The organism is Natronincola peptidivorans (assembly GCF_900111615.1).
In the GTDB taxonomy this organism is placed as follows: domain Bacteria; phylum Bacillota; class Clostridia; order Peptostreptococcales; family Natronincolaceae; genus Natronincola_A; species Natronincola_A peptidivorans.
Map to the genome: position 1 here is coordinate 77,065 of NZ_FOHU01000003.1, position 22,219 is coordinate 99,283.

A 22,219-nucleotide genomic window follows, 5' to 3' on the forward strand; every position below is an offset into this window, starting at 1 on the left:
TTTTTAGCGTTACTATTAATAAATACCCTTTTTCCTACTACATAAGCAGGCTTATACAATTTATTTCTTTAAAAGATACATCTCCATTTCTTCATTGGTAATAATAAATGTTTTTGTTTTTGTATCTAAGTATACTTCATTTATCTCCCAGGGGCCTTGAAAAATAACCTCTTCTTCTCCCTGTTGGTTAAGCTTAATCAACTTTCTTCCATCTAATAAATAGCCTTCTTTTTGGTGGGATATAACAAACATGTCTTGGCTGTTTAGTAGAGCAGGATTATTATACTTTTTTCTATCCTTTTCATAGATCTCCACCAGCTCTAGTACTTCTTTTTTTCCTATGGAGCTGGCATAAAGGTAATTGTCAAATAAAATCTCATAGTAATTGAAATGGATGTTTTCTACCTCCATGCCTTCTTCTGCGGCTACATCATATACATATACTTTTTCATAGTTTAGTTCATCTAATTCTTTATGGGGGGTTATTGTTATATCACCAACAGAAACGCCTATCTTTGCAGCATTTTTACTCCACTGCAGGCTGTCTATTGGATCAATCAATCCCTTAGAGTTTTCATAGATAGTTTTTGCCTTTTTTTCCTCTACATTTAACAGTGCTAATTCTTCTCCTATATAAGTATTCCAATGTCCTATGGTTATTTCCTTCTCCTGAGCTGCTTCAGGGATTTTGATATAAGCAATATAATTATCATCCGGCGACCATAGGGCTGTGGTTGCATCAATAGTTGTATAAAGCTCTCCTTTATCATTATATATCTCCTGATTGTGATAAATAAAGTAATTATTTTTATTGCTCCATTGGGTTGTAAAGGAAAAGGTTCTAAAGGCATCCTGCGAAATATTTTTTTTGATAGGTACTGGTTCATCTTGCTGAAAAAAATAAAGGTATAAATCTGCTTCTTCTAGAGGCCCTTTAGTATATAAAACTCCTTCTTGACTGGGAGATACTAAAAGATTCGGCCTTTGAATTCCCATTATTTCATCATCGATTCTTTTTTCTTCTTCTCCAGTCCTATAAAATAATTGTCCATCTAAATCTATATATACAGCAGCATCCTCCCCCAAAGCTATATATACATCATAATTCTCCGCCTCTGGATGAATAGCCTTTAAATCTTCATTTTCTAAATCAAGTCTATAAAGATTCCACTGATTCTTTTTAATACCTGTGAAAAAAAATTTTCCTTCCTGTACTTTATATCCATTTATACTGCTAAACCCTTGCACTTTTTCTACTTGTCGCAGCTCTTCAATAGTTTCTTCCTGTACTGGCTCTTTGCTGCATCCTATTATATTTAGTACTACCAATATAAGTATTATAACAAAATAATCCTTCTTTTTTTTCACTGTTTTCACCTTCTTCTGTAAATTGTATGTTGATAGTTTCCCCTGCAACTTTCCAATTTAGTCGAAGATGAAAGAACAAATTTGACTTCGTCAATTTGTTTTCGCTGGATGAAACAACTAAGCGATCAGCACAATTTAGCAAGCTAAATTGGCTGCCTGCTTATAGGGGGACTTAGTCCCCCTTCGACGCCTGCTATCGCAGCCTGAGCACCCCCCTTAAACCAGCGAGGGGAAACCCCTCTGCACTCCCCATGTCTAGAAAATCGGAAACCATAATTTCCTAGACATTAACAAAATCCAGTCACCTTGGTATAACTAGTTATACATATAGGTGCTGGATTTGTTATTTGAATTTATTTTGTTCCAATATTATCGCCTTTTAGAACCTTTATATTCCATTCCTCTGGCATACTGGCTACTAATTGATAAAACTGTTCTTCTTTCTCTTTTTCTCCCTGATCCCAGGTTAGATATACAATAGAAGGACCAGCGCCGCTTAGAAACAACTGGTTGATTCCCTTTTTCCCTGCTTCAATGAAGATATTGTTCAAAGAATCCATTAAACTTATTCGGTAGGGCTGATGTAGTCGATCCTCTAAAGCACTGCTGATTTTATCTAATTCTCCTGACATCAAAGCAGCTACTAATAAAGAAGACTTGCCTACATTGGCTACTGCATCCTTAAATGGTACTGTTTGTGGTAAAACGCCTCTTGAAGCCTTGGTGCTTAGTTCTGTTTCTGGAATAGCTACAATAAAGTTGAGTACTTCCTTTACTGGAAATCTCACATAGTTGGTTTTCCCCTTCTCATGATGAGAAACTACCACGCCTCCAAGTAAAGCAGGTGTTACATTATCAGGATGCCCCTCAATCTCTACCGCTATCTGTAAAACCTCATCTTTTTTTAAAGGATTCCCAGCAAGCTTATTGGCTGCCACTACCCCACCTACAATACAGGCAGCACTACTGCCTAATCCTCTGGCCATAGGAATATTGTTGTATTGCTTTATTTTTAATCCCTTTGGACGGTAGTCTACTCTCTCAAAAGTTTTTAACATACTTTGATATATAAGATTATTTTCATTTGTTTCAATCTTCTCTCTGTCTCTACCCTCTACTTCTATTATTAGTCCTTGATCTGTTTCTTCTACTTCAATTGCGTTGTAAAGGGAAAGGGCAATGCCTAAGCAGTCAAAACCCGGACCAATATTTGCAGTGGTGGCAGGTACAGTGACCCTAACCATCCTGGTCACTTCCTAAAGTTTTATCAATAATTGCTTTAATATCTTCTATTTTTACACTATACACCTTTAATTCCTTTTCTGGTGAAACAACAGAAGGATCCTTTAATCCATTCCCTGTCAATACACATACAACATTTTTGTCCTTCTCAAAGTATCCTTTTTTGCTTAGCTTTATTACCCCTGCAAGACTGGCGGCAGAAGCTGGTTCAACAAAAACGCCTTCTTTGGATGCCAAAAGCTTTTGGGCTTGTAGTATTTCGTCATCTGTCACCTTATCAATTAAACCCTTTGACTCATCCCTTGCTGCTACAGCTTTATCCCAGCTGGCAGGATTTCCTATTCTGATGGCAGTAGCAATAGTTTCTGGCTCATCAAAAACCCTGTTTTCTACAATAGGTGCTGCTCCTTCCGCTTGGAAGCCTAGCATCACCGGTAACTTGTCAATCTTTTTGGCAGCATAATAATCCTTAAACCCTGCCCAATAGGCAGATATATTGCCAGCGTTTCCTACAGGGATGGATAAATAATCCACTTTTCCCTCCAGTTGATCGCATACTTCATAAGCCCCCGACCTTTGGCCCAATAATCTATATGGATTTACAGAGTTTACCAACGTAACCTTACCTTCTTCAGCTATTTCACGAACAATTCTTAAGGCATCATCAAAATTACCGTCTACAGGAATAATTTCAGCACCATATAGGATAGCTTGGGCTAGTTTTCCTAATGCAATTTTATTATTAGGAATTAATACAAAGCACTTTATCCCTGCTTTAGCTGCATAAGCTGCCGCTGCTGCTGAGGTGTTTCCAGTAGATGCACAGATGATAGCTCTGCTCCCAGCTTCTACTGCCTTTGAAACTGCCATGGTCATTCCTCTATCTTTAAAGGAACCCGTTGTGTTTAGCCCCTCATATTTTAAATAAAGCTTAATGTCTCCAAGGATGTTACTTATGTTTTCTGCTGGAATCAAAGGGGTATTTCCTTCATTTAAGGTAACCACCGCTTCTCCATCCTTTATATCATAAAAATCCTTGTATTTTTCAATAATCCCATTCCACATAATTATGCCCCCATTCTTTTTTGGCCGTTTTCTACTCGTATTAGATTTGCCAGCTTTGCTACTTCTTCTAATGAAATGATTTCCTCTATCGCCCTTTGTACATCTGCTTCTTTGGTAAAATGCGTAATAAATACTAAGGATACAGAAGGTACACCCTCACCTTTTTGGATGACGGAGGATAGACTTACATTATTTTTGCCGAAAAGGCTGGCTATTGTTCCTAGTACGCCTGGTTTATCATTTACGATCAATCGAATATAGTATTCACCTTCTGTTTCTCCCATAGGTTTTATATTTCTATTCGACTTTTCTTCTATAGCATGTGCTGCAGCATTTTTACAATTTATATCTTTTATAACAGAAATGATATCCCCTACCACTGCACTTCCGGTAGGTAAATCCCCAGCCCCTCTGCCATAGAACATTAAATCACCAACTGCATTTCCCTTCACAAATACAGCATTGAAGGAATCATTGACTGACGCCAAGGGATGTGTTTGAGGAATAAAAGTAGGATGTACCCTCAGCTCAAGACTATCATCTGTTCCCTTACCAATAGCTAATAGCTTTATTACATAGCCTAATTCCTTGGCATACTCTATATCAATAGGCGTTATTTTAGATATTCCTTCCCTATAGACTTCATGAAATTTTACAGATGTGCCAAAGGACAAAGAGGAAAGTATTGTCAGCTTATGGGCTGCGTCATACCCCTCTACATCAGCGGTAGGATCCGCTTCTGCATACCCTTTTTCCTGCGCCTCTTTTAAGACCATATCAAAGTCTACTTTTTCATTGGTCATTTTTGTTAAAATATAATTGGTTGTTCCATTGAGAATACCCATAATCTGCTGTACTTTATTGCCTGCTAAACTCTCTTTCAATGCATGTATAATAGGAATACCTCCTGCTACACTGGCCTCATAATAGAGTTCCACTCCTGCAGTCTTTGCTTCCTTAATGATTTCTTCTCCATGGGTTGCTAGTAACGCTTTATTAGCGGTTACAATATGCTTCTTTGCTTTAATCCCTCTTACTATGTAATCTCTAGCTTCTTCAATACCACCCATTACCTCTACAATAATTTGTATTTCTTTATCCTTTACAATATCCTCATAATTTGAGGTGAACAAATTCTGAGGGATGGCTTTGTCTCTTTTTTTGTCGGTATTTTTTACTAATATTTTAGCTACTTCTATTTCACAAGAAGAGTTTCTAAAAATCTCTTCCTTGTTTGTTTGAAGAATTTCCCAAACTCCTCCACCTACAGTTCCTATTCCCAATAACGCTATTTTTATCTTTTTCATTTCTATTTTCCCCCTACAACATTTATTCTTTTGCCAATATATTTACTTTTTTTACTCCCTGAATCTTTTCTATAATCTGTATTAGCTTATCCACATGTACCATCATGTTTTTCAGCTCTAAAGAAACTGTTACGTTAGCAACACCATGGACGGGAATATTTTGATTGATAGTCAAAATGCTAGCCTTAGCTTGAGCAATCTCATTTAACACCTCTGATAAAACACCAGGAGAGTGATCCAGCATAAGAGCAACAGTAATCATTCTTCCTGTATTCATTTCATAAAGAGGAAAGATGTAATCCTTGTACTTATAATAAGCACTTCTACTAATTCCTACCTTTTCTACTGCTTCATAAATAGTAGATATCTCTCCTTTTCTTAACTTTTCCTTTACTTCTATCGTCTTCAAAAAAACCTCTGGTAATGCTTCTGCCTTAACAATATAATAGGTGTTTCCATCAGATTCCATGATGTCATCCCTTCCTTTATATATACTGTATACAATTTTGTTTTCTCCATAAATACAAATGTTTTTACCTAATGAACATATTACCACAAAGCCCACCTTGTTTCAACAGTTTTCGAAATAATTTTTTAGCTGGTCCCTTATTATTTTATTCCTTTTTCTACGATTATACTCTTTTTTTATAGTCCAAGGAAGATTAATTATTTATGCAGTATTAATTCTAGTTAATCTACCGACATTGGCATATACATTGTACTTATATAGCATAAAAAGTCATCCCGACTCTCTAACTACAGCTTTTTTGAATGCTTTTTTTATGATACTATCTAATGTCTTAAATTTCAACATATAATTGCTGTACTTTCACATAATAGGTGTAGGCATTTATGCAACTTTCTATGCATTGTCCTTCAAAATATGTTATTATATAAAGAATTAAAGCACTCAATTTCGTACTTTCGCTTGAAAATTGATAAGGAGGTTACATACCATGAGTCAAAAGAAAGAACAATGGGGAAGCAGATGGGGCTTTATTGCGGCTTCCATTGGTATGGCAATAGGTACAGGAAATATATGGAGATTTCCTAGGGTTGCCGCTGCCAATGGAGGTGGACCTTTCATCATCGCTTGGACCATAGCACTATTTGTATGGGCAATACCGCTCTTAATGGGTGAAATGGTTATGGGAAGAAAAACTGGTTTAGGCACCATTGGTGCATTTCGTGATTTTGCTGGTCGCAAATACACTTGGATGGGAACATGGATTGCAGTCGTATGTTTAGGTATTATGTTTTATTATTCTGTGGTTATGGGCTGGTGTGTGAAATACTTCACTCTAGCACTTTCAGGAGCTTTTCAACCTGGAATGGATACAGTGGCTACCGAAGCTATTTGGAACACCTTCACAACAAATCCTGCTGAGACTATTTCATTTCATTTTGTTTCTATGTTATTTGCTGGTTTTATTATCTATAGAGGTGTCACCAATGGCATTGAGAAAGCCAGTAAAATCATGATTCCTACTTTATTTTTCTTGTTAATTGCAGCAGTTATAAGGTCTTTAACTTTACCTGGAGCTGCTCAAGGACTTGAGTATTTATTTAACCCTCGGCTAGAAATGCTGGCAAATTATAGAATTTGGTTAGAGGCCTTCACTCAAGCCGCATGGTCTACGGGGGCTGGCTGGGGATTTATTATTACCTATGCAGTTTATACAAAGCAAAAAGAGGATATTGGTGGCAACTGCTTAATTATGGGGTTTGGAGATAACCTAGGGGCCTTGATTGCAGGTATGACAGTGCTACCGGCTATCTATGCCTTATCTCCAACACAAGAATTTGCAAGTCAAGCACTTGCCTCAGGAAATACAGGTATTACCTTTATTTATCTAGCACAATTATTTACAGAGATGCCTGGCGGTAGATGGTTAGCAGCTATCTTCTTTGGTTCCATGGCTATTGCTGCACTATCCTCTTTACTTCCAATGATAGAGGTGGGTGTAAGAAACTTGATGGATATGGGCTTTGAGCGTAAAAAGTCCACGCTGTTGATTATTCTTTTTGGTTTCCTATTGGGAATTCCTTCTGCCTATAGTCTCAACATCTTGGACAACCAAGATTTTGTTTGGGGTATCGGATTATTAGTAAGTGGATTATTTGTAGCTTTTGCTCTGATGAAATATGGCTTAGAAAAAGCTAGAACTACCATTATCAATACAGAATGGGCGGATTTTAAAATCGGTGCCTGGTGGAGTACTTGTATACGATTATTCCCTGTGTTCTTTGTTGTGATTACCGGTTGGTGGCTATGGCAAGCCATTACATGGTATCCTGGTGAATGGTGGAAGCCTTTTGAGGTCTTTAGCTTTGGAACGGTTATTTTCCAATTTGCCATCGTGATTGTCTTTGGGTTGTTAACCAACAATTGGCTTGCTAATAAGGTTGGTAAAGGTAGAGATATTACAGAAAGGCTGTAAAGCTATCTAATGATAGGGAGGAATAAATCATGTCTACTGAATCTATTGTTATGATGATTGTTATTTTAGGATTTTATACTATAGGCTTCATCCTGCTTTTGAATAAAGCTTTTCATTCTAAGAACAAATAACAAAACAATCTCCGGAATCCATAGAGGATTCTGGAGATTTTCTTTTTTCGCAGAACTTATTTTGTTATTCTATTTCTTGATCTCCCTCATACCATTGCTCTAGCTTTTCCATTACTAGCTGATAGGTTTTTTGAGAAACCTCTGGTAACCCACCCAACATGTTTTCTACTTCTTTAAAGCCTTTATCAATAGCTGCCTTCAGCTCTTCTAATTTGCTCTTGTCTCCACCGGAAATAGCAATAGCAAATTGTACAATTCTCTCACTGGTTTTTTCTGCTCCCAATAATCCATCTTCTGCAATGAGGGCCTCTGCCTCTTCTATAGCTTGAGAATCTATCTGAAGCTCATCAAAATCCTTTTCCTTTATCTTATCCCAGCTGTAGCCTTGTCTTTTTAAAAGCTGTTCCACCAGCTGACGTAGCTGCTGATAAGCTTTTTCACTTTCTTTTTTTAAAGCTGCTATAGTTTTTTCATGGGAAGCTTCTTTAGGTTTATCATAGGTTACCTTTTTTACCTGTTGATCATTAGCTGCAGCTTCAACTTGTACTTCTTTATTTGCAGGGGTTTTCTTTTCTTTTCCTTTTTCTTTCCTGTGCACCTGTTGTGTCATAGGGGCCTGCTGAATACCATTGACTGACTTAATCATGGCTAAACACATCCTTTATTTTTTATATCGGCTATAAAAATAATATAGTTGAGATGTGTTTGAGAAAAATATCATTATCCACATTTCTTTTTTTTATATTGTGATTTTATCCTCATTACCCACAATATATTGTGGGTTAGACTCTTTAAAATCCTCCATTTTCTTCGTTACTTCAAAAACCCAGCACCTTTACGTATTACGTGCATACGCTGCAGTCGCTGGGTTCTCTTGCGCCTCAAATTTGAAGAATTCTGAACAGTCTAGAGTTTATCCCCCACCCACTGGAGGAAAAATAGAGACTGTATCATTGTCTTCTAAGACCTTATCTAGTCCTACGCTCTTGCCATTGAGAAATACTATTGCTGCTTCCTCCTCAGATATATTTAATGCTTCAATAATATCTTTTGGCGTAGCACCTTGCGGAAGGTCCATCATTAGCTCTTTTTCACGATTTTCTCTTAAAGTAGCAAACAGCTTTACTTTTATCTGCACCATCTTCACCTCCATTTTTATGGACAAGCAATAATTCTTTTTCATGGCCACGAACTCGATTCCCAGCTCTGGTTTCTTAACCTTTCTTAGTTGTCTAATAGCCTGCAGGATCGCAATGTTTTTAGAAACACTCTGAAAGTTTGTCTCTTGGCGGATTTCATTATACTCTTCTTCTTCAGGGCTATCTAACGGTAGCTTCGCACATCCATCCTTGGTAATCTGAACTTTTTCTCCTACTGCAAAGAGTTCAGTACCTAGGGTTTTAAATTTTTCTCCCCCATACTATTTCCTCCCTGATGTCAGAAAACTATTCCTTCTTCTTTATTTTAAAGTTAGCTTCATTACCTTGATTTTTTCCATAAAACCCTAAGGCTATCCTATATGGACCCGGGCACCCAGGTGGTAGAAAAGCTACTCTATCTCCTGGATGGATAAGGTAGTCTAAAGCTTCAACAAAACCATTGACAAAAATTACTTCAATTTCATCCAAGGATACCTCTAGTTTTTCAGCCAATGCAACGCCTGTAATGGGCTCCTCCAGTTCCATTATTATAGGTATGGATCCATTTTTTTTTCGAAAAGCTGCATCTAAATGAAGAAATCCCCTGACCTCAATAGTTTTTTTGTTTTCTTCTTCCATATAAATCTACCCTTCCTTTCAATACTTTTGTCTCTCATTCAATACTATACTTTATAATTCCTTTCTACATTAAAGAAAATTCATACTTAAAAAAACAATTATTGAAAGTAGAAAATCAAAATAGAAAATTTGAAGCCGGACCTTAGTCCGGCTTTTTATTTTACCAAAGATGTTATGACACCCAATATCCCAAAAGATACAACCAGGGATTTGATTATTAGCTATTTAAAGCTTCTTCGTTTTCAAAAGCATAAACTTCGTCGATTTCTTCAGGAGTTAAGTCCCAAACAACATTATGTGGAGGACATGGCTCATACTCAAAGAATTCGGGCAGACGGTCATGGGCGTTAGTAAAGCCAGCCGCTTTATTGAAGGCACGCTCCACCTTAAGTACAGATTCACCAAGTTTGTCTACATCAGTAGCAGTTAAGTCTATACCATATTGAGCATTAATCATGTCTATTAACGCTTGATATCCACCAGGATTATCAGCAATACCGAAGTATACGAACAAGCACATACCAGTACTATCAACAGCTGCTGTTCCGATCTGCATAGCACGAGAATACTCTATTTGACCATCCTTCTTAAGTGGATCTATATCGCCACCTACTTTTAAGATGTTGCCAGAAATACAGTACCCAGCAGTATGATCAGCACCCATCGTACTTGTAGCATAGGTTAAACCAATACCCTTGATTGGACGTGGATCATAAGCAGGAATTCCCTGGTCTTTTACTACAGGCACTCTGAATAGACCACAAACTTTGCCTACAACAGCAGTACCACTACCCAAGATTCTTCCTAATGGAGTAGCTGTACGAATTTCCTTAACAGCCTCTAATACAGCTTCACCATCACCCCAAGGTAACAGTCCACCCTCCATAGCAGTAGCTACAGCAACAGCAGTTTCTATACTATCAACACCTATGTCATCCATTTCACGATCGATATAAGCAATAACATCTAAATCCTCAATGCCTGCATCAGCACCAAGACCCCAGATAGTTTCATACTCAAAACCACTTGTAATCATTTTACCTTGCTTATCTGGATACCATTGAGAACACCTCATGATACAGCCAGCATGACAACCATGTGAAACTTTACCGTCACCACCACGCTCTGTAATGGTAGCATTTAATGTTTCACCTGAGATGTTATCGTTATGGTCTATACGTCCAGTAGTAAAGTTATTAGCTGGTAAACCGCCAGCTTCGTTCAGGATATTCACCAATACAGCAGTACCATATGCTGCTAAACCTTGACCAGAAACTGGATGATCTAAAAGGGCCTTAGAAAATACTTTTGATGCTGCTCTAAATTTCTCTGGGTCTGCAATAGGAACTGCAGCTGCACCAGTATCATCAATAACAACAGCTTTTACCTTTTTAGAACCCATAACTGCACCTAAACCACCACGTCCAGCACTACGGATATTGCCTTCTGGATCTTTGAAGGAAATATTGGCAGAAGGTAAACGATGCTCCCCAGCTGGTCCAGCTAGAGCGATACCTACTTTTGCACCATATTTTTCACTTAATATTTCAATTGCTTCATAGTTACCACATCCTCCAAGAATTTCAGCTGGAGCCTCATCAATGGTAACACCATTCACATCAATTTTGATTACATAATACTTGTCATCAGCAGGCATTCCTTCAATAACGAAAGCTTTTATGCCCATTTTACCCATTTTTTGTGAGAAGGAACCACCAGCATTACTTTCTTTGATGGTACCGGTTAATGGGCTCTTTGCCCCTACAGAAATACGTCCAGAGTTAGGAGCAGTAGTACCACTTAGTAGTCCAGGTGCGAAAATTAGCTTGTTATTCTTCCCTAATGCATGGCAAGTAGGTTTTACTTCGTCATTTACGAAATTAGAAGTAAGGGCTCGGCCACCCAGTCCTGCATACTTCTCGGGAACGTTTTCAACAGCAACTTTCTTTGTGGTCATGTCTATTCTGATAAATTTGTTCATAAAATTACCTCCTCCTCAAATTTAATACTTTTTTGAATTTTTCATCACTTTTATAGAATGCAATTATTGTACCAATTATTATTGAATAATTTTTTTTAATAAGAATGTTGAAATCTAAAGATATTTTTTCGTCTTTATGAAATAAAACATTTTATTTCATAAAGGCTTGTTCTATTTTGGCGCACATTTCCTTATTGTTACTGTGCTATTTTGGCACAGTGTTCTATTTTGACACAGTCAATGTTATATTTTTTTATCTTTCTATACAAAGTATTTCTTCCAATCCCTAATATTTCCGATGCTAAGCTAATATTTCCCTCCACCTTTATTAATATCTTTTCTATATGCTGTCTTTCTACCTCCTCTAAGCTGTCCTCTTTTGTGACAATCTCTGTTTTGTCTATACTTTCACCAGTATCTGCCGTTTGCCATAAGTGGTTGCCTTCTGCATTGATGATTTGTTCTATCATATTTTCCATTTCTCGGACATTTCCTTGCCAAGAAAGATCTAGCATGCCTTCTATGGTTTCTTTAGATAAGGCTATAGGACTTTTCCCTAGCTTTAAAGATTTCATGGTCATAAAGTAATCTATTAATAAAGGGATATCCTCTTTTCTTTCTCTCAGAGGCAATAGCTTTAAGGGCAGTACATTTAATCGGTAATATAAATCTCTTCTAAAATTTCCCTGCTCCACCTCTTGCCTTAAATCCTTGTTTGTAGCTGCAATAATTCGAACATCTACCTCTATTTCTTTATTGCCCCCCACGCGAAACAGCTTCCCCTCCTCTAGTACCCTCAGAAGATTGGTTTGCATGTCTAAGGGCATTTCGCCTATTTCATCCAAGAATAAGGTGCCTCCATCTGCTAGCTCAAATTTTCCAGGATGTCCTCCTCTTTTCGCTCCTGTAAAAGCTCCCTCTTCATATCCAAATAGTTCTGATTCAATAAGGTTTTTAGGTAAAGCTCCACAGTTAATAGCAACAAAGCTTTCATCCTTACGACTACTATAATTGTGTATAGATTGGGCAAAAACTTCTTTTCCAGTGCCGCTTTCTCCAGTAATGAGTACTGTTGAGGGACTATTGGAGATTTTTTTTGCATACTCCAAAATCTGCAGAAACCTTTCACTTTTACCAATAATTTTTTCAAAGGTATAGAAGGCTTGCTTTCCTGCATTTTTATTAGCTGGTTTTCTAGCCTTTTTTTGCTCTTTAATGGTGCAAACAATCCCTTGAGGATTATTGTTTGGCCCCAGTATGGGATAGGCATTGAGGGCACAGTGAATTTTTTCCTCTCTTCCCTTGATAAAGATTTCTTCCTCAAGGTAGGTAACATGCTTTGCTACATTATCCTTTATTCCCTTCCAGCCTTCTACTAAACTCTCTATCTTCATCCCGTTGATTTCCTTCTGTGTATATCCCAGCATTTCAGTCGCGGTTTTGTTGATGGTCTTCATATAACCTTTAGGCCCTACAGTGAAGATTCCCACTGTGATAGAGTCAATGATAGTTTCCATATATCTTTTAGCTATCTCTAGCTTCATATTGCTTTGCCTTATTCTGAACATCTGCTCTATTGCATGGACAGCCGCCACAACCATTCCCAAGGTATGAGAATGAACAAGATGACTATAGCCTGTGAGATCTAAGGTCCCAATGATATCCCCTTCTGCATTTCTGATGGGGGCTGCCGAACAAGTCCATCGATGGTAGGCTTTAATAAAATGCTCTTCTCCTGAAACCTGTACTGGTATTCCCTCCGCCAAAGCTGTCCCCATAGCATTGGTTCCAATATGCTCCTCATTCATATAAGCTCCCGGCACCATTTCCAGATTAAAAGCCACTTCCAGTACATCTTCATCTCCGATTAGATTCAAAATACATCCTTCTTCATCAGTTAAGATAGCAAAAAAGCAGGAACCTTTAACAAAGTTATATAGTTGATTCATAAAGGGTTCTGTTGTCACAATGAGATCACTATTTTCCTCCAGTTTTTTCTGAAGCTCATCCCCTTGTAAAATCTTTGCGCTATATACTCGATTATGATCTATACCAAAGCCGATAGACCTTTGGTGTGATCTTTCAATATAGTCTTTTGTTCTCATTTTACTCCTCACCCCATTTTTTTAATTCTCTTATATCTATTAATTCAATTTTCTCATTTTTATTCCTGCTTTGTATAGTGGTATTTTATAGGTATAAATAAAAAAAATATTCTTATACTAAAAAAGCAACTGCATTCAAGGATATGGAGGTTTTTTTATTGAAATTTCCAAAGAGCAATTTTAAGCATCCAAAACCAATTCCTAAAGCTAATAAAATAAATGAATCTGATGAAACAAAAAGGGAATATTTACAGCTTTATCTTTCAGAAGATCTTGGATTCAATAGAAAGCATATAGAAACAACATTTGAAGACTGTGGTGATATCATTTATAGAAAAGCAATCCTCTATAAAGATGAGGAAAGTACTGATGTGTTATTGATTTATGCAAATAATTTAGTTAATATCCAAGAAATTAATGAAAGCATTATTAAACCAATTAATCTTTATGGCATAAGCAACAAAGAAAAGTCTATGGAAAGAAAAGTTACAATAGATGTTATGGAGAAAATCATTAGTGCTCATACTATAGGCAGGGTAAACAGTTTTCAAGAGATAGTAGCTGCCGTTTTATCAGGTGATACTATTTTGCTGATAGAGGACACCGATGTTGGGTTACTGCTAAGCACTGCGGAAGGAAATGACAGAAGTGTACAGGAATCCCCTGTAGAAAATCTCATTCGGGGGCCTCGTGATAGCTTCATTGAAAATGTCCATACCAACATAGGTCTTATACGCCAGAAAATCAAGAGCGCAGCATTAAAGACAAAATATTTAACCATTGGCAGCGAAAGTCAAACGGTTGTTTCTGTTATCTATATGGACAATATTGTGAACAAACAGGCATTAGAAGTCCTCATGAAAAATTAATGGAAATAGTTAGATGCCGGTTGCATCTAATATCGCTCTTTTCATTAGACCCCTTAAGTTATATAATAGCTTTATAGATTTATCTTGGGGAGGAGACACTATGAAAACCATACAAACCGCGTGTCCATTAGATTGCTTTGATGTTTGTTCTATAAAAGTAACATTAGATGATGATAAAATTCTCCATGTTAAAGGGGATGAGAAGGACCCTATCACAAAGGGCTTTATCTGTAAGAAGGGCTTACAGCTGTTGGAGAGAATCAACCATCCTCAGCGTCTCACCACTCCTATGAAAAAGGTAAGAGGTGAATGGGTTCCTATTAGCTGGGAAAACACCATAAAAGAAATTGGTGATAAGCTTTTAGAAATTAAGCATAACTATGGATCTACCGCTGTTATCCATTATTCAGAAGATGCCCATGGCGGATTGTTAAAGAATATAGATACTGCCTTTTTCAATGCATACGGCGGCGCTACAGTTCCTAAAGGCAGTCTTTGCTGGGGTGCCGGGATTGAAGCTCAGACTATGGACTTTGGCAACGCTTTAGGCCATGATCCCTATGATCATCTCCATGCAAAAACCCTTATCATCTGGGGTAGAAATCCTTCCTTTACCAATGCTCATCTTGTTCCTTTTTTGAAGGAAGCACAAAAAAAGGGAACAAAGATTATTGTAATTGATCCAGTTAAAACTGCTACTGCCTCCTTTGCTGACTACTATTACCAGGTAAAGCCCGAGGCAGATGGCTATCTAGCTATGGCGATGGGAAAAATTATTTTAGAAGAAAAAGCCTACGATGAAATCTTCATAAAAAACTATTGCAACGGCTTTGATGAATATAAACAGTATTTGAATGGGCTGGAGTTACAAGCCCTAATAGAAGCCACGGGTCTTGCAAAGAAAGAAGTTTATGAATTGACCTCTCTTTATGCTGATAATAAGCCCTCCTGTATCATTTTAGGCTATGGCCTGCAGCGTTATCGAAATGGTGGCAATAACATTCGTCTTATTGATGCACTGGGGGCAGTTACTGGAAATATTGGTATCTCCGGTGGTGGTGTGAACTATGCTAACAAATATATTGCTGGCTACATTGATGCTGATTATGTATCCAATGACCATAGTGCCTCAGCATCTGTCTCTTTTAAACGACCCTTGTTTGCTGACTATGTATTAGGAAATAAAGAACAAATCAGAGGAATCTTTGTCACAAAGAGTAATCTAGTAGTGCAAATGCCAAATACACAAAAAACAATCAAAGCCTTTAGCTCTATCCCCTTTAAAGTAGTGATCGATCATTTTATGACAGATACAGCAGCATTAGCGGATTATGTCCTACCCTGTACTGGTATTTATGAAGAAGAGGACTTTATCTTTTCCTCTATGTGGCATAGTCATTTTTCCTATACGGAAAAAGTATTAGATGCACCTGGTAGTGTAAAGCATGAGTTTGAAATCTTTAACCGATTGGCTCATTATATGAAAATGAAAGATTTTTTAGAGAACTATAATAATCCTAAGCTATATCTAGGAAGGTCCTTAAAGCCTTTACTTGAAAAACTAGGATGCAGCCTTGAAGAACTAAAGGGGAAAAGGATGAAATTAGAAGGCAGTGACATTCCTTGGCAGGATAAGAAGTTTGCTACTGCTTCTGGTAAATTCCAATTGATTAATCCTGCTATTGAGGTCATTGAAATCAATAAAAAGGACTCTGATTTTCCATTATCTTTTTTGACATTGCATCCTAAATCCTCCTTACATTCTCAGCATTATATGGATACAGCCAATGATAGGCTTCCAGAAGTTTTTTGTAATCATAAAACAATGCAGCATTGGAATCTAGTTGAGGGTGATGACGTATCCCTTGTTTCTGCTAATGGCAAACTAAAAGTAAAGATGCTGTTAGATGACGGCGTAGGTGATGATATCCTTGTATCCTATGAGGGCTGGTGGTTAAAAAATCAAGGGGTAAATAATCTTACTCCAGAAGGTATCTCTGACTTAGGGGATCAGGCTATTTATAATAATTGTAGATGTAGAGTAGAAAAATAAGCTTCTTCTCTCACTTTAATCTAGCTGTTGGAGAAATCTTATTGTATTTAGGACAAAAACCAGCACCTGCAACGTATACCTATATACGTGAGGGTGCTGGTTTTATAAAGAACAAGGAATGCCTAAGATTCCTAAAATTTGTGATTTATTTATAGGATAGCAATAATAACCGGTACCAATAAAACCGTAATCAATCCTGCAATCCCTATGGCCAGTCCACTCATAGCCCCTTCTGTTTCCCCCATCTCTATAGCTCTAGTAGTTCCAGCAGCATGGGCGGCGGTTCCTATAGCTATGCCAATAGCTACTCTATCCTTAATCCTAAAAGTTCTGCAAAGAGTAGGTGCTATAACTGCGCCAAAGATTCCTGCTACAATGATGGCACCAACCGTTATCCCAGGTACTCCCCCTAGTGCAGATGATATCTCCACACCTATAGGCGTAGTTACAGATTTCGGCACTAGAGAAGCAGTTAATATTTCTGTAATATCAAATGCTTTCGCCAGCAAAACCACACTGACGATAGCAGTAATACAGCCAACAGTGACACCTATTAGGATAGGCAAAAAGTGTGCCTTCAATAATGCTCTTTGTTTATATAAGGGTACAGCTAGAATCACCGTTGCTGGCCCTAAGAAAAAGAGAATCAAATCTCCCCCCCTATTGTAATAAGCAGTGTCTATATTAAATATCATCAAAAAAATAACTACCCCTGTAATACTAATTAGTAATGGATTTAAAAAGGACAACTTGCTTTTTTTATAAATATATAGCCCTAGTTCAAAAAATAATATGGACAATACAATTCCAAAGTAGGGTGTGTTTAAAAACTCCATCACGCTGACCATCTCCTAATTAGAAATTGTACTGTAAGCCCCGTTACCACCATTACAATCACTGTAGATATAAGGATCACCCCTATGATGGGAATCCATTGTTCTTTGATAATATCTAAATGGCTTAACAAGCCTACACCCGCCGGCACAAAGAAGAAAGCAAGATGATCCAATAAAAATTTGGCTATTTCGTCAATCATTTCCAGCTTTATTATACCTGTCGTTAGTAAAATTAATAATAGCATCATTCCTAAAACATTTCCAGGTATAGGTATGTTGAATGCTTTATTTATTAATTCTCCAGCAAAGCAAATACCGATAACAATAGCCAACTGTCTTAATAGTGTCAAGTTTATCTCCTCCGTTTTATTAATATGTATTTTCCTTGTGTAACTTTAGCTTATTTCATTTTAACAATAAGCCTATTAATAATCAATCATCTAAAACTCTAAAAACTTCCTAAAAATATAAAGCATATTCATTTTATAATAGGTGAAAAATAGAATAGAAGGGAGTGATAAATATGCCTTGGAAACATGGTAAAATTACTTTAGCTGATGGTACTATCTATCCTGCAGAATTTTTAGTAGAAAATGGTAAGGAAATCTGGAATGTTAAAATACACAAAGGAAACAATGTAGTAGAAGAAATCGATGCTGATTATTTTGCTAGTAAACTAAATAAAGAACCTGATGATGTATATCCATTTTCTTATGAATTAGATCAGTAATTAAAAAAACAGGATGGAAGATAAGTTGAAAATCTATCTTCTATCCTTCTTCATTTATTATTTAGTAGCCTTCCTCTTGTCTCTGATAATTTACTTGATTTTTTTTCAAATATGCCTCCTCTACCTCCTGCCATGTAAAGCCCAGCTTTCCTCCTAGGGATAGGAAGCCTTCAAATAAGTCAACATAAGCTTCCTCTGATAGGCTTTGGTGAAAATTACTACATTTTCTAAAAACATCTTGAAACTGTTGAATCAAATCCCGGGGATTTTCCTTTATATAAAATTTTGCTTCATGAAAATCTTCATCTAAACCTATACTAAGTAAAAAATGTAAACAGTCCACGTATTCTTCTAATATAACATCCTTTGGAGAAGCCATTTTTTTGCTCCAGAATTTGAAACATCTTGTTTCATTGGCTAATTCTCCCAGCTCTACCTCTAATGCCAAAATTTTAGCAGGTATTAAGTCTTTATTATGTAGGTTGTGATTATTACATATTGTTTCATCTAGCTGTTTTTGAATATGAAACAGCTGTTGTATTTCCATGTCAATCTCCCCTTTGTTAGGTTATGGTTAAAGTACTTTTTCATTATTGTAGCATAAGCCTTTTAAAAAAACCATTGTATTTTTATTAATGATACTAATAACCTATTTTAATATCTTTTATGCCCGCTAGTATTTCTTTCTATTGACTTTAATCATTATGTGCTATAATAATTATGTACTATCTAGTATAAATATACTTTTGGAGGTGTATTCTATGAATACTAAAGATAAAGCTCTTTGGAGTGGTCGCTTTGCCAGTTCTCCAGCTGAAATCATGCAAAAATATAGTCAATCCCTAGATGTTGATTGGCATTTTTATAAAGAAGATTTGGAGGGTAGTAAAGCCCATGGTAGGATGCTTCATCATATCGGGATTTTGTCTAAGGAAGAACTAGATAAAATTATAAATGCTTTATCAGAAATTGAAGAAGAAGTTGAAAAAGGTTTATTGCAGCCAAAGATTTCTCTAGAGGATGTCCACATGAATCTAGAGGCAAGGTTAATTGAAAAGCTAGGTCCTCTAGGTGCAAAAATTCATACTGGACGCTCTAGAAATGATCAGGTTGCCACAGATTATCGATTGTTCATGAAAAAAAGCATTACTGCTATTGAGACGAAGTTGCTACTTTTTTTAGAAGTATTACTGCAACGGGCTGAAAAGGATGTGGATATCATTGTTCCTGGTTTCACCCATCTTCAGCATGCTCAACCGGTGTCTTTGGGTCATCATTGGATGGCTTATTTTTGGAAATTCACTAGAGATTTAGAAAGATTTAAAACTGCCTATAAAACAACAGATGTAAATCCTCTAGGTGCTGGAGCACTTGCTGGCTCTACGCTACCTCTAGACAGAGAGTTTACTAGAAAAGAATTGAACTTTGCTGTAAATAGTGAGAATAGTTTAGATACCGTCTCGGATAGAGATTATTTGCTTGAGTTTCTATTTGCTGCTTCTACCTTTGTTTTACATACCAGTGGACTTAGTGAAGACCTTATCCTGTGGTGTACCTCAGAGTTTGATTTTATAGAACCTCCGGACGCTTTTTGTACAGGCTCTAGTATGATGCCTAACAAGAAAAATCCAGATGCTTTAGAGCTAACTAGAGGTAAAACAAGTGGTGTTCTTAGTAGTCTATATGATTTAATGATAAATATTAAAGGGTTACCCCTTACCTACAATAGAGACCTTCAAGAAGACAAACGTCCGGTTCTCCATACCATCACTACAATAAATATGATTCTGGATGTACTGACACCTCTAATAGAAGGTATTATTGTGAAAGAGCAAAACATAGAGCCTCATTTAAACAAAGGGTTTTTGTTAGCAACGGATGTAGCTGAATATCTGGTGGCAAAGGATGTACCCTTTAGAGAAACCCATGAAATCGTAGGTGGTATTGTCCAATACTGTGTAAAGCAAAACAAATCTCTAGAAGACCTTTCGATAGAAGAATGGCAAAGGTATTGTCCTGCCTTTGAAGATGATATTTACTCTATACTATCTCCTCGACTTGCAGTAGACCGTAGAAAAACCTTTGGCGGTACTGCTAGAGTTGAAGTGAAACGTCAGGTAGCCGTTGGTAAAGAAATGATTATTACCCTTAAATCTAAATAACTATATTTCTTTCTCCATAGTATATGGCTAGCTTATTTCACTAAGCTGGCCATAATTTTTTCAATCCGCTAAACTTATTTATGTCGCCATACAGACGAATACAACAAAAGATTTTTTCATTTTTTGGTTATATTTCTAAAAGTTTGGTTATAAATAGTGTAGATAAGGATTTATTTTAAAATCAAAAGGAGGAATTTGGGGTATGAAATCATTTGGTGAATTTTTACAATCAGGAGATTGGAAAGGTGAAAAACATGTTCCTGTTATTCATGCACCTGAAAAGGTGAAGGCTGGGGAAACATTTGACTTAAGAGTATCTATTGGAGATGAAATTCCTCATCCCAATACATTAGAGCATTACATAGCCTGGATAAAGGTTTTCTGTTTTCAAGAGGGAGGAAAGTTCCCTGTGGAAATAGCAGAATTTAAGTTTCCTGCCCATGGTGAAGGTGGCAATTTTACTGAGCCATCAGGTACTGCAAAGGTGAAACTAGACAAAACCGGAACTATTCATGCTGTTAGCTACTGTAACATCCACGGTGTTTGGGAAAACACTCAAGAAATCGTTGTAGAGTAGTGTGATCATAAGCGTCAAAAAAACCGTCATCAAAGGCGGTTTTTTTAATGCCCTCATCCCTAAGGTGCATCTGTCAGATTGCATTTACCTCTATAGTATTGGAGAAAACAATCTTGCAACGGATTCTTTAAATCGATGAGAAATGGGTCTTTTTTTGTAATCCTCCAATAATACTTCCTTACTGTGTTGCAGATCCTTATAATAAATACTTTTCAATTTTTTTGCCATGTCTTCATCATACATAAAAGCATTTACCTCAAAGTTCAACTGTAGACTTCTGATGTCTAAATTGGCCGTTCCTATAGAAGAAAAATTGTCATCAATAATAAATACCTTACTATGAACAAAGCCCTTTTGATACTGATATATTTTTACTCCCGCCTCTAATAATTCACTAAAATGGGATTTGGATGCCCAAAACACTGTTCTATGATCTGGTCTCCCAGGCAGCAAAATCCTGACATCTACCCCTCTGATAGCGGCAGTTTTTAATGCCATTAGGATACTTTCATCCGGAACTAAATACGGGGTTGTGATAAAAACACTCCGATTGGCTGTATTAATGGCAGAAAAATATGCCTGGTGAATAGATTCCCAATAAGAATCTGGCCCACTGGAGGTAATTTGTACCATTTTTTCACCACAGGCCCCTTGTTTTGGAAAATAAATTTCATCTTCTAACTCCTCTTTGTTGACGAAGTACCAATCCCTTAAAAAAATCACCTGTAGCATATATACCGCTTCTCCCTGCAGCTTCAAATGAGTATCTCTCCAGAATCCCATCTTCTTATTTCTTCCAAGATATTCGTCACCAATATTTACTCCTCCAACAAAGCCCTCTTTTCCGTCTACAACTAGTATCTTTCTATGATTTCTATAGTTCAATCTGCTCCCGAAAAAAGGCAGTGTTACTGGTAAAAACGCTTTAACCTCGACTCCCGCCTCTATTAAGGGTTGAAAAAAGTTTTTCCTTAATCGCCAGCAGCCTACAGCATCATAAATTACTCTTACTTCTATTCCTTCCTTTGCCTTTCTTATTAATGCCCTTTGAAACCTTCTGCCTATATCACTATCCTTTATAATAAAATACTCTAGATGTATATGATGCTTTGCCCTATCGATAGACTTCAACATTTCTCTAAAAGTTTCATAGCCATTGATTAATACAGTTGCATCATTGTTGACGGTAACAGGTGCTTCTGAGTTGCTGAGGAGCAGAGGAGCAACTTTTCCGCGCGCATCTGTAAAAGTCTTTTTTAAAAACTCTCCATAGCCTGTAAAGCTTATCTGATGATGCAGTAAATGATGAATAATCTTGTAATCTTGTTTGCTTTTCTTTATAAAGGTTTTCTTTTTTCTATGATTTTGACCAATGTATAAATACAAAAACATACCTACCACAGGTAAAAAAATCAAAGCCAAAAGCCACGCCACGGTTCTAGAGGGATTCCTATTATCCAATATGATTAATATACTTACTAAAATAGTTGTTATAGTAAATAAGGTTGCAAATACTCTTAAAATTTCCATAGAAGCTTCCTCCCTCTATCTACTAATCCTTTGCTAATTTTTTC

General features: G+C 36.8%; 20 protein-coding genes. 6 read left to right on the plus strand and 14 right to left on the minus strand.

Annotated features, from left to right (window positions below; genetic code table 11):
• Positions 1-60: 60 nt before the first annotated feature.
• From BMX10_RS04825 to BMX10_RS04845, 5 genes are all read right to left on the minus strand, one after another.
• Complete coding sequence (locus BMX10_RS04825; RefSeq protein ID WP_090440215.1) at positions 61-1,368, minus strand: hypothetical protein; 1,308 nt, start codon at positions 1,366-1,368, stop codon at positions 61-63.
• A 353-nt stretch (positions 1,369-1,721) separates the two neighbouring features.
• Entirely contained in the window at positions 1,722-2,612 is an 891-nt protein-coding gene (gene thrB / locus BMX10_RS04830) for a homoserine kinase (protein WP_090440217.1), read from the minus strand.
• Complete coding sequence (gene thrC, locus BMX10_RS04835) at positions 2,605-3,675, minus strand: threonine synthase (protein WP_090440220.1); 1,071 nt, start codon at positions 3,673-3,675, stop codon at positions 2,605-2,607. Before thrC ends, thrB begins: the two co-directional genes overlap by 8 nt.
• A 2-nt stretch (positions 3,676-3,677) precedes the next feature.
• Positions 3,678-4,982 (minus strand): homoserine dehydrogenase, encoded by a 1,305-nt coding sequence (locus BMX10_RS04840; RefSeq protein ID WP_090440223.1) that lies wholly within the window; start codon positions 4,980-4,982, stop codon positions 3,678-3,680.
• A gap of 22 nt (positions 4,983-5,004) precedes the next feature.
• The gene (locus BMX10_RS04845; protein WP_244272636.1) at positions 5,005-5,538 is read right to left on the minus strand and encodes an ACT domain-containing protein; all 534 of its coding nucleotides are present in this window, start codon (positions 5,536-5,538) and stop codon (positions 5,005-5,007) included.
• Positions 5,539-5,938: 400 nt separating this feature from the next.
• On the opposite strand from BMX10_RS04845, the gene BMX10_RS04850 reads away from it, so the two are divergent.
• The gene (locus BMX10_RS04850) at positions 5,939-7,423 is read left to right on the plus strand and encodes a sodium-dependent transporter (RefSeq protein ID WP_090440226.1); all 1,485 of its coding nucleotides are present in this window, start codon (positions 5,939-5,941) and stop codon (positions 7,421-7,423) included.
• Between the two features lie 195 nt (positions 7,424-7,618).
• On the opposite strand, the gene BMX10_RS04855 is transcribed toward BMX10_RS04850, so the two are convergent.
• From BMX10_RS04855 to BMX10_RS04875, 5 genes are all read right to left on the minus strand, one after another.
• Positions 7,619-8,200: a hypothetical protein gene (locus BMX10_RS04855; protein ID WP_090440228.1), complete on the minus strand. Its 582-nt coding sequence runs from the start codon at positions 8,198-8,200 to the stop codon at positions 7,619-7,621.
• A gap of 267 nt (positions 8,201-8,467) precedes the next feature.
• Positions 8,468-8,692 carry a MoaD/ThiS family protein gene (locus BMX10_RS04860; RefSeq protein WP_090440837.1) on the minus strand — a complete coding sequence of 75 codons (225 nt, stop codon included), beginning with the start codon at positions 8,690-8,692 and terminating at the stop codon, positions 8,468-8,470.
• A gap of 307 nt (positions 8,693-8,999) precedes the next feature.
• Entirely contained in the window at positions 9,000-9,332 is a 333-nt protein-coding gene (locus tag BMX10_RS04865; protein WP_090440231.1) for a MoaD/ThiS family protein, read from the minus strand.
• A gap of 217 nt (positions 9,333-9,549) precedes the next feature.
• Complete coding sequence (locus BMX10_RS04870) at positions 9,550-11,313, minus strand: aldehyde ferredoxin oxidoreductase family protein (RefSeq protein WP_090440234.1); 1,764 nt, start codon at positions 11,311-11,313, stop codon at positions 9,550-9,552.
• Positions 11,314-11,510: 197 nt separating this feature from the next.
• On the minus strand, positions 11,511-13,418 hold the full coding sequence (locus tag BMX10_RS04875) for a sigma-54-dependent Fis family transcriptional regulator (RefSeq protein ID WP_090440237.1): 1,908 nt from the start codon (positions 13,416-13,418) through the stop codon (positions 11,511-11,513).
• 158 nt (positions 13,419-13,576) lie between these two features.
• Between BMX10_RS04875 and BMX10_RS04880 the strand changes: the two genes are divergently transcribed.
• Together BMX10_RS04880 and BMX10_RS04885 are read left to right on the plus strand one after the other, a co-directional pair.
• On the plus strand, positions 13,577-14,287 hold the full coding sequence (locus tag BMX10_RS04880) for a spore germination protein (protein WP_170834686.1): 711 nt from the start codon (positions 13,577-13,579) through the stop codon (positions 14,285-14,287).
• A gap of 100 nt (positions 14,288-14,387) precedes the next feature.
• Positions 14,388-16,340 (plus strand): molybdopterin-dependent oxidoreductase, encoded by a 1,953-nt coding sequence (locus BMX10_RS04885; protein ID WP_090440244.1) that lies wholly within the window; start codon positions 14,388-14,390, stop codon positions 16,338-16,340.
• 149 nt (positions 16,341-16,489) lie between these two features.
• Here BMX10_RS04885 and BMX10_RS04890 read toward each other — a convergent pair whose 3' ends face one another.
• Together BMX10_RS04890 and BMX10_RS04895 are read right to left on the minus strand one after the other, a co-directional pair.
• On the minus strand, positions 16,490-17,176 hold the full coding sequence (locus BMX10_RS04890) for an LrgB family protein (RefSeq protein WP_330387821.1): 687 nt from the start codon (positions 17,174-17,176) through the stop codon (positions 16,490-16,492).
• Positions 17,176-17,526: a CidA/LrgA family protein gene (locus BMX10_RS04895; RefSeq protein ID WP_090440250.1), complete on the minus strand. Its 351-nt coding sequence runs from the start codon at positions 17,524-17,526 to the stop codon at positions 17,176-17,178. Before BMX10_RS04895 ends, BMX10_RS04890 begins: the two co-directional genes overlap by 1 nt.
• Before the next feature lie 173 nt (positions 17,527-17,699).
• On the opposite strand from BMX10_RS04895, the gene BMX10_RS04900 reads away from it, so the two are divergent.
• A complete protein-coding gene (locus BMX10_RS04900; RefSeq protein WP_090440252.1) occupies positions 17,700-17,906 on the plus strand; it encodes a hypothetical protein in 207 nt (68 codons plus the stop codon).
• Positions 17,907-17,967: 61 nt separating this feature from the next.
• Here the strand turns inward: BMX10_RS04900 and BMX10_RS04905 are convergent, their stop codons facing one another.
• Positions 17,968-18,453: a dUTP diphosphatase gene (locus tag BMX10_RS04905; RefSeq protein ID WP_090440256.1), complete on the minus strand. Its 486-nt coding sequence runs from the start codon at positions 18,451-18,453 to the stop codon at positions 17,968-17,970.
• Positions 18,454-18,667: 214 nt separating this feature from the next.
• On the opposite strand from BMX10_RS04905, the gene argH reads away from it, so the two are divergent.
• Together argH and BMX10_RS04915 are read left to right on the plus strand one after the other, a co-directional pair.
• Entirely contained in the window at positions 18,668-20,068 is a 1,401-nt protein-coding gene (gene argH / locus BMX10_RS04910; RefSeq protein WP_090440259.1) for an argininosuccinate lyase, read from the plus strand.
• A 202-nt stretch (positions 20,069-20,270) separates the two neighbouring features.
• The gene (locus tag BMX10_RS04915; protein WP_090440263.1) at positions 20,271-20,645 is read left to right on the plus strand and encodes a class II SORL domain-containing protein; all 375 of its coding nucleotides are present in this window, start codon (positions 20,271-20,273) and stop codon (positions 20,643-20,645) included.
• Positions 20,646-20,735: 90 nt separating this feature from the next.
• On the opposite strand, the gene cls is transcribed toward BMX10_RS04915, so the two are convergent.
• Positions 20,736-22,175, minus strand: a complete 1,440-nt coding sequence (gene cls, locus BMX10_RS04920) for a cardiolipin synthase (protein WP_090440266.1) — start codon at positions 22,173-22,175, stop codon at positions 20,736-20,738.
• Between the last annotated feature and the right edge of the window lie 44 nt (positions 22,176-22,219).

Coding starts and splice junctions, on each gene's coding strand:
- cls (WP_090440266.1), bottom strand. CDS start 22,175: ATGGAAATTTTAAGAGTATTTGCAACCTTATTTACTATAACAACTATT.
- BMX10_RS04850 (WP_090440226.1), top strand. CDS start 5,939: ATGAGTCAAAAGAAAGAACAATGGGGAAGCAGATGGGGCTTTATTGCG.
- BMX10_RS04855 (WP_090440228.1), bottom strand. CDS start 8,200: ATGATTAAGTCAGTCAATGGTATTCAGCAGGCCCCTATGACACAACAG.
- BMX10_RS04900 (WP_090440252.1), top strand. CDS start 17,700: ATGCCTTGGAAACATGGTAAAATTACTTTAGCTGATGGTACTATCTAT.
- BMX10_RS04875 (WP_090440237.1), bottom strand. CDS start 13,418: ATGAGAACAAAAGACTATATTGAAAGATCACACCAAAGGTCTATCGGC.
- BMX10_RS04915 (WP_090440263.1), top strand. CDS start 20,271: ATGAAATCATTTGGTGAATTTTTACAATCAGGAGATTGGAAAGGTGAA.
- BMX10_RS04890 (WP_330387821.1), bottom strand. CDS start 17,176: ATGGAGTTTTTAAACACACCCTACTTTGGAATTGTATTGTCCATATTA.
- thrC (WP_090440220.1), bottom strand. CDS start 3,675: ATGTGGAATGGGATTATTGAAAAATACAAGGATTTTTATGATATAAAG.
- BMX10_RS04885 (WP_090440244.1), top strand. CDS start 14,388: ATGAAAACCATACAAACCGCGTGTCCATTAGATTGCTTTGATGTTTGT.
- thrB (WP_090440217.1), bottom strand. CDS start 2,612: ATGGTTAGGGTCACTGTACCTGCCACCACTGCAAATATTGGTCCGGGT.
- BMX10_RS04905 (WP_090440256.1), bottom strand. CDS start 18,453: ATGGAAATACAACAGCTGTTTCATATTCAAAAACAGCTAGATGAAACA.
- BMX10_RS04865 (WP_090440231.1), bottom strand. CDS start 9,332: ATGGAAGAAGAAAACAAAAAAACTATTGAGGTCAGGGGATTTCTTCAT.
- argH (WP_090440259.1), top strand. CDS start 18,668: ATGAATACTAAAGATAAAGCTCTTTGGAGTGGTCGCTTTGCCAGTTCT.
- BMX10_RS04840 (WP_090440223.1), bottom strand. CDS start 4,982: ATGAAAAAGATAAAAATAGCGTTATTGGGAATAGGAACTGTAGGTGGA.
- BMX10_RS04870 (WP_090440234.1), bottom strand. CDS start 11,313: ATGAACAAATTTATCAGAATAGACATGACCACAAAGAAAGTTGCTGTT.